Annotated in this window: 9 protein-coding genes; 5 read left to right on the plus strand and 4 right to left on the minus strand. The window is 72.1% G+C overall.

The window, feature by feature from the left end; genetic code table 11:
• Positions 1-9: 9 nt before the first annotated feature.
• Positions 10-1146 carry a phosphoserine transaminase gene (gene serC / locus ACH34S_RS28565; RefSeq protein ID WP_395955906.1) on the minus strand — a complete coding sequence of 379 codons (1137 nt, stop codon included), beginning with the start codon at positions 1144-1146 and terminating at the stop codon, positions 10-12.
• A 10-nt stretch (positions 1147-1156) separates the two neighbouring features.
• A complete protein-coding gene (locus ACH34S_RS28570; RefSeq protein ID WP_395955907.1) occupies positions 1157-1492 on the minus strand; it encodes a hypothetical protein in 336 nt (111 codons plus the stop codon).
• A gap of 165 nt (positions 1493-1657) precedes the next feature.
• On the opposite strand from ACH34S_RS28570, the gene ACH34S_RS28575 reads away from it, so the two are divergent.
• Positions 1658-4537, plus strand: a complete 2880-nt coding sequence (locus ACH34S_RS28575; protein WP_395955908.1) for an ABC transporter substrate-binding protein — start codon at positions 1658-1660, stop codon at positions 4535-4537.
• Between the two features lie 87 nt (positions 4538-4624).
• Here ACH34S_RS28575 and ACH34S_RS28580 read toward each other — a convergent pair whose 3' ends face one another.
• Complete coding sequence (locus ACH34S_RS28580; protein WP_395955909.1) at positions 4625-5737, minus strand: citrate synthase 2; 1113 nt, start codon at positions 5735-5737, stop codon at positions 4625-4627.
• A 255-nt stretch (positions 5738-5992) separates the two neighbouring features.
• Between ACH34S_RS28580 and pdxH the strand changes: the two genes are divergently transcribed.
• Together pdxH and ACH34S_RS28590 are read left to right on the plus strand one after the other, a co-directional pair.
• Positions 5993-6631 (plus strand): pyridoxamine 5'-phosphate oxidase, encoded by a 639-nt coding sequence (pdxH, locus tag ACH34S_RS28585; RefSeq protein WP_395955910.1) that lies wholly within the window; start codon positions 5993-5995, stop codon positions 6629-6631.
• Positions 6628-8040, plus strand: a complete 1413-nt coding sequence (locus ACH34S_RS28590) for an MFS transporter (protein ID WP_395955911.1) — start codon at positions 6628-6630, stop codon at positions 8038-8040. Before pdxH ends, ACH34S_RS28590 begins: the two co-directional genes overlap by 4 nt.
• Positions 8041-8046: 6 nt before the next feature.
• Here the strand turns inward: ACH34S_RS28590 and ACH34S_RS28595 are convergent, their stop codons facing one another.
• A complete protein-coding gene (locus ACH34S_RS28595) occupies positions 8047-8694 on the minus strand; it encodes a UdgX family uracil-DNA binding protein (RefSeq protein ID WP_395955912.1) in 648 nt (215 codons plus the stop codon).
• A gap of 98 nt (positions 8695-8792) precedes the next feature.
• Here ACH34S_RS28595 and ACH34S_RS28600 point away from each other — a divergent pair, with 98 nt between their 5' ends.
• The gene (locus ACH34S_RS28600; protein ID WP_395955913.1) at positions 8793-9494 is read left to right on the plus strand and encodes a metal-dependent transcriptional regulator; all 702 of its coding nucleotides are present in this window, start codon (positions 8793-8795) and stop codon (positions 9492-9494) included.
• Between the two features lie 303 nt (positions 9495-9797).
• Positions 9798-12188 carry a SpoIIE family protein phosphatase gene (locus ACH34S_RS28605; RefSeq protein ID WP_395955914.1) on the plus strand — a complete coding sequence of 797 codons (2391 nt, stop codon included), beginning with the start codon at positions 9798-9800 and terminating at the stop codon, positions 12186-12188.

Consider the following 12188-nt stretch of genomic DNA (forward strand, 5'->3'; position numbering starts at 1 on the left):
GGCTGCCGGCTAGAGGCGCTCGACGACGTAGTCGACGCAGGCGGTCAGGGCCTCCACGTCGGACGGGTCGATCGCCGGGAACATGCCGATGCGGAGCTGGTTGCGGCCGAGCTTGCGGTACGGCTCGGTGTCCACGATGCCGTTGGCGCGCAGCGTCTTGGCGACGGCCGCCGCGTCCACGTCGTCGCTGAAGTCGATCGTCCCGACCACCTGCGAGCGCTGCGCAGGGTCCACGACGAACGGCGTCGTGTACGACGTCTTCTCCGCCCACGTGTAGAGCCGCTGGGACGAGTCGGCCGTGCGGGACGTCGTCCACGCCAGGCCGCCCTGGCCGTTCATCCACTCGATCTGCTCGGCGAGGAGCAGGAGCGTCGCCACGGCGGGGGTGTTGTAGGTCTGGTCCTTGGCGGAGTTGTCGACGGCCGTCTTCAGGTTGAAGAACTCGGGGATGTACCGGTCGGACGCGGCGATCTCGTCGATCCGCTCCAGCGCGGCCGGGGACGCGAGCGCCACCCAGATGCCGCCGTCCGCGGCGAAGCACTTCTGCGGGGCGAAGTAGTAGACGTCCGTCTGCGTCACGTCCACGGGCAGGCCGCCCGCGCCGGACGTGGCGTCCACGAGGACGAGCCCGTCGCGCGCGGTGGTGCCCGCCGGACGCCGGATCTCCATCGCGACGCCGGTCGAGGTCTCGTTGTGGGTGAGGGCGTAGACGTCCACGTCCTCCTCGGCCGACGCCTCCGGGTGCGTTCCGGGCGGGGCGGAGATGACGGTCGGGTCGCCCAGCCAGGGCGCGCTCGTGGTGACCTTGGCGAACTTGCTGGAGAACTCGCCGAACGTCAGGTGCTGCGACCGCTGCCGGACGAGCCCGAACGCGGCCGCGTCCCAGAACGCGGTGGTGCCGCCGTTGCCGAGCAGGACCTCGTACCCCTCGGGCAGCGAGAACAGCTCGCCGAGGCCCTCCCGGACGCGGCCGGCGAGGGACTTCACCGGCTTCTGCCGGTGCGAGGTCCCCATGTAGGTCGAGCCGGAGGCGGCGAGCGCCGCGAGCTGCTCCGGGCGGACCTTCGACGGACCGCATCCGAAGCGGCCGTCCGCGGGCTTCAGATCGGCGGGAATGTCAATGGCTGGGTTCGCGCTTTCGGTCACTCACCAGAGGCTACTTCACCCGCCGCACGGCCCGGGCAACCAGGGTCACCAGCGCGATCGCGCAAAGCGCGGCGATCACCGCGGGCGGGTAGATCCAGTCATCGCCCTTGTCATGGGCCGCTACGGCCGTGGTGACGGAGTCGTAAATCAGGAACACCAGGAACAGCGCGGCGAGGACGGCCGCGATCCGTCCCGCCACCGCGTTCGTGCGGCGGCGCCGCTCCTCGCGCTCCGCCTCGTACCGCCGCGACTCCGCAGCCGCATCCGGCGGCGGGCCGGGACGGGACGCGGGCGCGGCGGCCGGGCCGATGTCGCCTTCGAGCGGCTCGTCGCGGTCTTCACCCATGGGCCAATGATGGCAAGGTGGCCGAGTTTCGTGCACGGACGCGTCACGATCGGAAATTTTCGATCCTTTTCACGTTCCGCCGCGTCCAAAGCCAATAAGGGGCGGTGGGGAGAACCGAACTGCGGGAGCGCCAACAAGGGACGACGCGGAAGTGAGGCATGACCCATGGCGGGCGACGGCGACCGGCTCCCGACCGAGGATCGGCTGCGCGGGGTGCTCGACCTGTTCGAACGGCTGCGAGAACGGCCGCGGTGGCGCCCGCGGCTGCGGCCGCTGCTCCTGCTCCTCGGCCCCGGCCGCGCCACCTCCCACGTCGCGGAGCTGCTGAAGTCCCGGTGCGAGGACGAGCGCGCCCCGGTGTCGCACATCGCCGCCGAGACGCCCGCCACCGACGTCGCGGGCGTCCTGCGGGAGGCCAAGCGGGAGCTGTCGCAGCCGAGCAGCCATGCGAGGGGTGAGCCCGCGCTGCGGTTCCCGCTGCTGGAGATGGCGCTGTGGCTGCGCGACCTGCGGGAGATCCGGCTGGCGGGGGACCGCCCGGCGCCGCGCGGCGCCGCGCCCGCCGAGCGGGAGAACCACCAGCTGGTACGGCGGCTGACGCATCCGCCGGTCGGGGACAACGAGAACGCGCGCCGCCGGGAGCTGAACAAGGTCATCCGCAGGCGCGGCCGGGACGTCCTGCGCGATCTGGAGGCGCCGCGCGGCCGGCCCGCGACGTTCCTGACGTTCCTGGAGCAGATCGCCCCGATCGGGATCGCCGTGGTCGCGCTGGTCAGCGCGGGGACGGCGGCGGCCCTCGACCTCGCGGCGGCGGTGTTCGCGGCGATCATCGGGGTGGCGTTCGTGACCGTCCAGATCGTGGCGCGGACGCGCGGCTGGTTCGGGGTCCTCCGGTTCGGCTGGTTCCTCGAACAGCCGTACGTCGACCGCGATTCGACCGGTTTCCTCGGCTTCGCGCTCGGCGTGTTCGACCCGCGTCCCGTCGAGCCGGACGACCATGGCGAGCAGCTCGACCTCCTGCTGGTCGCCGCGTTCCTGGAGGACCTGCGCCGCTGCTACCGGCGCGACCACCGGCGGGCCGCGTGGGCGCGGGTCCGCTATCCGGTGCTCATCTTCGAGCAGCTGTCGGCCGGGCATCCCGGGGTGGCGTTCGTGGAGCTGGTCGAGCGGGTCCGCGCCGACGGCCGGGCGGACCGGCTGCCCTGCTTCGACCCGCTCGTCGTCGTCGCGGGCGTCGACCCGGACGCGCCCGCCGAGGACGACCCGTCCGCGCCCGCGGGCCGCAAGCTCGTCGACCGGATCGCGCAGGCCGCGCGCGTCGACATGTCGGCGGGCGACCCGCAGAGCGTCATCGCCGCGCGCGGGCTCTGGGAGCGGTACGCCCGCGAGCAGCGGCGCATCGGCGCGCTCGGCTCGTGCCGCGAGCTGCGCGTCGACATCACCCGCGACCCGGGCGGTGACCTGCCGCCGGTCCGGCCGGTGCGGCGCCGCCCACGGTTCGCGCATCCGGCGCTGCCGTGGATCGCGATGGTCGCGGTCGCGGCGGCGTCCATCGCGGTGATCTCCGTGCAGGCGCGGATGTACTGCTCGCCGGTCGACATCCGGCGGATGGACAACGGCGAATGCGTCGGCATCACCGACGGGTCGTTCTCCTTCGGGGAGAACTCCGGCGGCAAGAACAACGACGGCAGGCTCAGCGACGTGCTCGGCGAGATCGAATCGCAGAACGACCACGTCAAGGAGTCCGGCAAGCCGTACGCGACCGTCGTCTACATCGGCCCGGTGACCGCCGACCCGTCGATCAAGAACCGGCGGATCGAGCTGCTCGCGGGCGTCCAGGGCGAGCTGATCGGGCTGGCGATCGCGCAGAAGCGGTTCAACGACGCCGCCGAGGGTGACGACCTGCGGCTCCGGGTGCTGATCGCCAACGCGGGCGCCAAGTTCCGCTACGCCGAGCACGTCGCCGGGCAGATCCGCGAGCGGGCGCTGGACGACCGCAGCATCGTCGCGGTGATCGGCTTCGAGCAGAGCCGCACGCAGACCCAGGAGGCGATCAAGCTGCTGGCCAAGTCGGCGCTGCCGCTGGTCAGCACCGCCAACAGCTACGGCCGGACCGCCCTCCTCGACGGCGACGCGGGCTACTCGCCCTACTACTTCCGGCTGGCGTCGCCGAACGCGCGGACCGCGAAGCACGCCGCGTACTGGGCCCGCAACGGGCATGTCGGCGGCAGGAAGGTGGACGACGCGGTCGTCATCTACGACGGCGATCCCAACGACCTCTACAGCAAGGACCTCGCCGTCGAGTTCCAGAAGGCGTTCCGTCCCGGCGTGACGCACATGCGGCCCTACCGGAACCCGGGCGACCTGAACAAGTCCGTCCGGGAGGCGTGCCGGAACAAGCCCGACCTGTTCTACTACGCCGGACGTTCGGACGAGTTCCGCTCGTTCGCCAACGTCCTCGAACTGTCCTGCCCGGAACCCCGGCTCGTCCTGACCGACGACGAGATCGCCAAGTACGTCAGCGACAACGCCGCGGAACTGGGCCGCAAGGGCACCTTCGAGCTGTACTTCACGCCCCTGGCCGCGCGCGAGGCGTGGGACCGGCGGTGGGTCGGCGACCAGTCGCCGCAGACGTTCTACTCGGACTACGACCCCTTCGTCCGGGAGATGTCCGTCCAGGAGGGCGACTCGGTCCAGCGGCCGTCGATCACCCGCGCCGCCGTCGCCTACGACGCCGCCACGCTGGTGGCGACCGTGGCGCGGACCGTGTACTGGCGCGAGAAGGCGCTGCCGTCGGCGGGGTCGGTGTTCGCGGCGCTGGACGACCCGGCCGACGACGTCCTGCGCAACGGCGCCAGCGGCGTCATCCGCTTCGGCCCGCGCTCCACCGGCCACCAGGTGCTGGACAAGCCGGTCATCCTCGCGAGGATCACCCCGGACGGGACGACGGAGGTCACGCAGCTGTGCGGCCGCCTGATCACCGGCCCGCAGGGAAAGGCGGCCTGCCCGGCCGCGGATCCGCCGCCCGCCGTCCCGCCGCGGTGAACCCGAGCGCGAGGCCCCCGGATCCGCCGCTGGATCCGGGGGCCTCCAAGTCTGGTCGAGGGGACGGGGGGACGGCGGAACGGGAGGTCAGCCGGCGTGGCGCTGGAGGAGCTCGGCGGCCCCGGCGACCTCGCCGATGGAACGGGTCCCCGGACCGGTGTACCGGGCGCTCGGCCGGACGAGGCGCCCCGTGCGCTTCTGCTCCATGATGTGCGCGGCCCATCCCGCGGTGCGGCCGCAGGTGAACATGGCGGGCATCATCGCGGTCGGGACCTCGGCGAAGTCGAGGACGACCGCGGCCCAGAACTCCACGTTCGTCTCGATCGGACGGTCCGGACGGCGCTCGCGCAGCACGTCCAGCGCGGCGTCCTCCAGCGCCTTCGCGGCCTCGAACCGCGGCGCGCCGAGCTCGCGGGCGGTGCGGCGCAGCACGCGGGCGCGCGGGTCTTCGGCGCGGTAGACGCGGTGGCCGAAGCCCATCAGCCGATCGCCGGAGTCGAGGATGTCGGTGACGACCTTGCGGGCGTCGCCGATCTGCTCCACCTTCTCGATCATCGGCAGCACCCGGGCCGGGGCGCCGCCGTGCAGCGGGCCCGACATGGCGCCGATCGCGCCGGAGATGCTGGCCGCGACGTCCGCGCCGGTGGAGGCGATCACCCGCGCGGTGAAGGTGGAGGCGTTCATGCCGTGCTCGGCGGCGGAGACCCAGTACGCGTCGATGGCCCGGACGTGCTTCGGATCGGGCTCACCGCGCCAGCGGACCATGAACCGCTCGGTGATCGTCTCGGCGGCGTTGATCCGCTCCTGCGGGACCATCGGGACGCCGATGCCGCGCGCCGACTGGGCGACGAACGACAGCGCCGTCACCGAGACCCGGGCGAGGTCGGCGCGGGCCTCCTCGTCGGAGATGTCCAGGAGCGGCCGCATCCCGTAGGCGGGGGCGAGGGTGGGGAGGGCGCTCTGCACGTCCACCCGCACGTCGCCGGAGGTGACCGGCAGGACGTGCGGTTCCGCGGGAGTCAGCCCCGGGTCGAAGCTGTCGTCGACGAGGAGTCCCCAGGCGTCGCCGAAGGAGACGCGGCCGACGAGTTCCTCGATGTCGACGCCCCGGTAGCGGAGGGCCCCGCCCTCCTTGTCCGGTTCGGCGATCTCGGTCTCGAAGGCCACGACCCCCTCGAGACCGGGTTTGAAGTCGGACATGTTCGTCCTGCCTTTCGTCTCCACGAGTGAACATTCTTCGTCCGGCCTGTCCGCGATGGGCGGCCGGTCCGCCCGGCCGAGGATGAAGAGTGTTCAGCTGATAAGGCGGTGCCGTGCCATTGAACCCTGTCGGCTTTACCGACCAGTACCCAGGGGTCGTCCGAGTTGCACAAGCTCCAGGTGAGAGGCTCTGACGCTGTGGATGACCCAACGCCCGATCCGGCCCGGCTCCGGAGATCCTACGAGGGGGGCGAATTGTCCGAGTCGGCACTCCCTGCCGACCCGCTCGCCCTGTTCGCCGGCTGGTTCGCCGACGTGCACGCCTTCGGGCTGCCCGAGCCGAACGCGATGGTGCTGGCCACGGCGTCGGGGGACGGGATGCCGAGCGCGCGGACCGTCCTGCTGAAGGGGTACGGGCCGCAGGGTTTCCGCTTCTTCACGAACCTGACGTCGCACAAGGGCCGTGACCTGGCGGAGAACCCGCGGGCGGCGCTCGTGTTCCCCTGGCACGCGATGCACAGGCAGGTCCGCGTCGCGGGCCCGGTGGAGGAGCTGTCGCGGGAGGAGTCGGCCGCCTACTTCAGGACGCGCCCGCACGGCTCGCGGCTCGGCGCCTGGGCGAGCGAGCGCCAGTCGGGCGTCATCCCGGGACGGGACGTCCTGGAACAGCGCTTCGCCGAGCTGGCCGAACGCTGGCCCGAGGAGCCGCCGGACGCGCCCGCGCCGCTGGAGGGCGCCATCCCGCTGCCGGACTTCTGGGGCGGCTTCCGCGTCGTCCCCGAGTCGATCGAGTTCTGGCAGGGCCGCCGCGACCGCCTCCACGACCGGATCCGCTACCGCCGGGCAACCCTGGACGAGCAGGGAAAGTGGGTGGTGGAGAGACTGTCTCCGTGACCCCGGAACAGCAGCCAACCCCCACCCACGCTCCTGACACCTCCGAGACGCCCCAGGACGCGGACGCCGAGCCCGAAGAACCGGCGGCCGGGGACCCCGCCGCCGAGGAGCCGGCCACCGAGGAACCGGCGACGCCACCGCCCAGAAAGAAGCAGCGCGGCGGGCTGCGGAGCCTCGCGATCGACACCCGCCCGCTGGCCTATCCCGCGTTCCGGCGGCTGTGGCTCGGGCAGGGCGTGTCGTTCGTCGGGTTCCAGGTCACCGCCGTCGCCGTCCCCGTCCAGGTGTACGACATGACCGGGTCGTCGTTCTGGGTCGGCGTGCTCGGCGTCGTCAACCTCGTCCCGCTGGTCGTGTTCGGGCTGTGGGGCGGCGCGGTCGCCGACCACATGGACCGGCGCAGGCTGCTGTTCGTCTCGTCCTGCATCACCTTCGTCGCGACGCTGCTGCTGTTCCTCCAGGCGCTGGCGGGCGCGGACAGCCTCTGGCTGATCATGGTGGTGGTGGCGGTCCAGGCCATCGGGTTCGCGGTGTCGTCACCGGCCCGCAGCGCGATCGTCCCCAGGCTGATCGACGCGCCGCTCGTCCCGGCGGCCAACACGCTGAACTACACGGTCCTCATGGGCGGCGCGCTGGCGGGGCCGCTGTTCGCGGGCATGATCCTCGTCCGCTGGGGCTACGGGGCCGCGTACGCGCTGGACGCCGTCCTGTTCACGGTCGCGCTGTACGCGGCGCTGCGCCTGCCGCCGATGCCGCCGCTCCGTGATGTCGCCGGCACGCCCGGCCTGCGGTCGGTGTTCGACGGGCTGCGCTACCTGGCCGGGCAGCCGGTGCTGATGATGTCGTTCGTCGTGGACATCATCGCGATGGCGATCGCGATGCCGCGCGCCCTGTTCCCCGAGGTGGCCGAGACGCGGTTCGGCGGCGAGGGCGCGGTCGGGTGGCTGTTCGCCGCGGTCGCGATCGGCGCGTTCATCGGGGGGCTGTCGTCCGGCTGGATCGGACGCGTCCGCAAGCAGGGCATCGCGCTCGTGGTGTCCATCGTGGTCTGGGGTCTCGCGGTGGCCGCGGCGGGGCTGACCGGACGGCTGTGGCTCGCCGTCGCGCTCCTCGCCGTCGGCGGGGCGGCCGACCTGGTGTCGGCGGTCTTCCGCCAGTCGATGCTCCAGACGTACGCGCCGGACGAGATGCGCGGCCGGCTGCAGGGCGTCTTCACCGTCGTCGTCGCGGGCGGGCCGCGGCTCGGGGACGTCCGCGCGGGCGCGACCGCCAGCGTCACGGGGGTCACCGCGTCCTGGGTGGGCGGCGGGCTGGCCTGCGCCGTCCTGGTGGTGGTGGCCGCGTTCGCCGTCCCGGCCCTGCTCCGCTACGACACCCGGACGGCCGAGGGCGTGTCAGCCGAGCGCTGACGCGGCTCAGCCGAGCGCTGACGCGGCCACCTTGAGATCGTCGAGGAAACCGGCGTACATCGCGTCGCGGTCCTCGGCGCGCAGCACGGCGGACGGGTGGATCGTCGCGACGACCTGCGCCTCCCGGTCGGGAAGCGGGAGGAGCCGCCCGCGCTCCTTGGTCACGCGGAACGACGGCCCGAGCAGGGCCTTGCCCGCCGTGGCGCCCAGGGCGACAACGACGTCCGGGTCCAGGAGCCGCATCTCCGCGTCCAGCCAGGGACGGCACGCGCGGACCTCGGCCGCGCTCGGCGGCTCGTGGATGCGCCGCTTCCCGCCGCCCTCCTTCTGCTTGAACTTGAAGTGCTTGACGGCGTTGGTGACGTAGACGTCGCCGCGCTCGATCCCCGCCTCCGCGAGCGCGCGGTCGAGGATGCGGCCGGCCGGGCCGACGAACGGAAGCCCCTTGCGGTCCTCCTGGTCGCCGGGCTGCTCGCCGACGAACATGACCCGTCCGCCAGGGGAGCCCTCGCCGAAGACGGTCTGCGTGGCGTTCTCGTATAGGCCGCAGCCTTGGCACCCTGCCGCCGCCCGGCGCAGCTCGTCGAGATCCGACCGCCCCTCCGCGGTGTCCGGCAGGAAGGGTGTCGCGTCATGGGAAGTTCTCGTGGTCATCTTGCGTTCCCCATACCCGGCCTCCGGGGGATATTCGCTGGGCACGGCGACGCGAGGTCGGAGCAAGTAGACTCCTGCGCATAAGACTGGAGGGAGCTGTGACCTCACACGGCCTGATCGATACCACGGAGATGTATCTCCGGACGGTTTTCGAGCTCGAAGAAGAGGGCATCATCCCTCTTCGTGCGCGCATCGCGGAGCGGCTCTCGCAGAGCGGCCCCACGGTGAGCCAGACGGTCGCGCGGATGGAGCGCGACGGCCTGCTGCGGGTCGAGGGCGATCGGCATCTCGAATTGACCGAGAACGGCCGCGGCCTCGCCACCCGTGTGATGCGCAAGCACAGGCTCGCCGAATGCCTGCTGGTCAACGTGATCGGGCTGCCCTGGGAGGACGTCCACATCGAGGCGTGCCGCTGGGAGCACGTCATGTCGGAGGACGTGGAGCGCCGCCTCGTCTCCCTGCTCGACAACCCGACCACCTGCCCGCACGGCAACCCGATCCCCGGCCTCGATGAGCTGGGCGGACACGGCGACGACACCGATTCCGCACCGCTGTCGGTGATGACCGCCGTGGCCAGCCCCGGGGGCTCCGACGCCGTGATCCGGCGGATCAGCGAGCAGGTGCAGAGCGACAGTGACCTGATGCTTAGACTCAAGCAAATAGGGATACAACCGGGACGAGAGGTGACGCTTCGGGCGACCGATGACGGGGTGCAGGTGATCAGTGACGACGAGGCCGACGGTCCCGCGACGGAACTGCCGCGCGACATCGCCGAACACGTCTTCGTCAGCAGGCGCTGACACGACGGGCGTGCTTGCTGCGGGGGTGCTTGCGGGCGCACGGGCGGGCGTGCGAGCCGGCGCACGGGGCCCGGTACGGGGCGCCGTCTCGACGGTTTATACCGAAGATCTCCATAGCGGCGGGCCTTTCGGGCGTATCCCGGCGGCGTCTTCGTCGTTCAATACGACGGAAGAGGTACACGCGGCAGCCGCGCCGCGACGCCCGGTGATCATCCATTCGGTGCGTGCCGGGACGGGCGGCGGGTGCCCGCGCCGGGAGAATGCGATCACCGGCGGGCTCGCTACTGGTATCGGGATGGGGAGATGAACCACTGGGGGGAAGCGCCTGACGAGGCGCATCTACCACCCGAGACCGTCCTCAACCAGATGGAGATGGCGGTCATCGTCTGCGACCGCTTCAGCAACGTCATCTACGGCAACGCGTTCGCCCGCCAGCTGTTCGGCTTCGGCGGCGACGAGATCATCGGCCACTCCATCCTCTCCCTGGGCATCGCCGAAGAAGACCACGAGCAGGCGACCGAGCTCGCCAAGCACGTCCTCAAGGGCGGCGTGTGGGAGGGCACCTTCTGTAACCTGCGCGTGGACGGCACCACCGTCTACACCCGCGCCCACGCCGTGCCGCTGCGCCACCCGTCCGGCGCCGTCGACGGCGTCGTGATCTTCGCGCGCGAGGCGCTCCGCTCCAACCAGCGCGAGCAGGACCGCTACGGCCTGATGGAGCGGATCGGGGAGCGGCTCGCCGGGTCGCTGGAGCTGGAGAGCACGCTCCGCCGCGTCGCCGACACGCTCGTCCCGCAGTTCGCCGACCACTGCTTCATCGACCTCTACAGCGGCGACCGGCTCTTCCGGCGCGTGTCCCGGCACGCGGGCAACTGGGAGCCGCCGCCCGGCACGTGGGCGGAGGTCGGCGAGCCCGTGCACTACCCGCCCGGGCACTTCAGCGAGAAGGCGATGAGCCGCCGCGACGCCGTCCTCGTCGAGGACATGCTCCAGCACCGGTTCTCCGCGCCGAACGAGTCGTCCCAGCGGCTCGGCGACGCCATGGGCATCACCTCCGTGATCTCCGCGCCGCTGCTGGTGCGCGGCGAGCTGCTCGGCGTGATGAGCCTCGCGCTGTCGAACCTGTCCAAGCGGCCCGACCCGCACTACGACGGCTTCGACCGCGACCTGCTCGGCGCCATCGCCAGCCGTGTCGCGCTCGCCGTCGACAACGCGCTGCTGTTCGAGGAGGAGCGCGACACCGCGCTCGCGTTCCAGAAGCACCTGCTCCCCGGCGACCGCCCGCCCCGGCTCGACGGCCTCCAGATCGCCTGGCGCTACGAGCCCGCCCGGCCGCTCGAATCGCACGGGCACGGCATCCAGACCCAGGTCGGCGGCGACTGGTACGACGTGATCCCGCTGTCGGCGGGCCGCGTCGGGCTCGTCATCGGCGACGTCGAGGGCCGCGGCGCCCGCGCCGCCGCCGTGATGGGCCAGCTCCGCGCCGCGCTCCGCGCCTTCGCGCAGGACGACAAGCCGCCCGCCGACATCCTCCGCAAGCTCGACGAGTGGGTCCGCACGATGACGCGGCCCGAGCGGATGCGGTCCGGCTGGAACAGCGACGACCTCGTCCGCCCGCCGCTCGTGTCCTGCACCTACTTCGTGTACGACGCGTGGTCGCGGGTGCTGGAGTTCGCCAACGCCGGGCACGACCCGCCGATGCTGATCGTCGACGGCGAGGTCAGCGAGCTGACGTTCGAGAGCCAGGGCGGCATGCTCGGCCTCCGTGCCCCCGGAATGGGCGGCGAGATCCTGTTCAACGAGGAGACGACGGAGCTGAAGCCGGGCTCCACGCTCGTCCTCTACACCGACGGGCTCATCGACCGCAGGCCCAAGGACGACGGCGACTACTACACCCGCGAGGAGTCGCGGGAGCGGGTGCGCGCGGCGGTCGCGAAGGTCGCGCGGAGCGGCGTCGAGACGATCGCGAACGCCGCCTACGAGGCCGTCCCCGGCGACATTGACGACGACGTCGCGATCGTCGTGATCCGCACCGCGGGCGACGAGCTGGCCGTCGAGGAGCGCTCCTTCACCGCCGAGCCGATCATGGTGTCGGAGGCCCGCCGGATGGCCGCCGACGCGTTCGCCGCCTGGGGGATGCTGGACGAGCAGTCCGAGCTCGCCTGCCTCCTCGTCTCGGAGGTCGTGACGAACGTCGTCCTGCACGCCACCGCCACGCCCGCGCCGCGCCGCGAGATGGTCGTCCCCGTCCCGGCCGGGCAGCCGGGGCGCGGCGGGGAGCCGCTCGGCGCGCCGCCCGCCGTGCAGTTCAACACCGAGTTCGGCACGGGCACGCTCGACGGCGACCCGTTCGACACCGGCTCGTACGACGGCAGCTCTTTCGACGGCGGCTCTTTCGACGGGAACTCGTTCGATGGCGGTGCGTTCGACGAGGACGACTGGAACCTCGGCGCCGATCTCGGCCGCCGCGAGCCGCCGACCAAGGAGTTCCGGCTCCGCCTGCGCCGCGGCGCCGACGCGATCTGGGTCGAGGTGTTCGACTCCGACATGCGGCTGCCGCGCATCCGCAGCGCCGGCGAGACCGACGAGGGCGGCCGTGGCCTCTACCTCGTCGACCAGCTCGCCACCCGCTGGGGCGCCCGGCCGACGGCCGACGGCAAGGCCGTCTGGTTCGAGATCCCGCTGACCCCCTGA

The sequence above is a fragment of the Actinomadura sp. 3N508 genome (assembly GCF_044326375.1).
In the GTDB taxonomy this organism is placed as follows: Bacteria; Actinomycetota; Actinomycetes; order Streptosporangiales; family Streptosporangiaceae; genus Spirillospora.

What these genes read in the sequence shown, in the direction of transcription:
- ACH34S_RS28570 (WP_395955907.1), bottom strand. Translation starts at nt 1,492, where the DNA reads ATGGGTGAAGACCGCGACGAGCCGCTCGAAGGCGACATCGGCCCGGCC.
- ACH34S_RS28575 (WP_395955908.1), top strand. Translation starts at nt 1,658, where the DNA reads ATGGCGGGCGACGGCGACCGGCTCCCGACCGAGGATCGGCTGCGCGGG.
- ACH34S_RS28580 (WP_395955909.1), bottom strand. Translation starts at nt 5,737, where the DNA reads ATGTCCGACTTCAAACCCGGTCTCGAGGGGGTCGTGGCCTTCGAGACC.
- ACH34S_RS28595 (WP_395955912.1), bottom strand. Translation starts at nt 8,694, where the DNA reads ATGACCACGAGAACTTCCCATGACGCGACACCCTTCCTGCCGGACACC.
- ACH34S_RS28605 (WP_395955914.1), top strand. Translation starts at nt 9,798, where the DNA reads ATGAACCACTGGGGGGAAGCGCCTGACGAGGCGCATCTACCACCCGAG.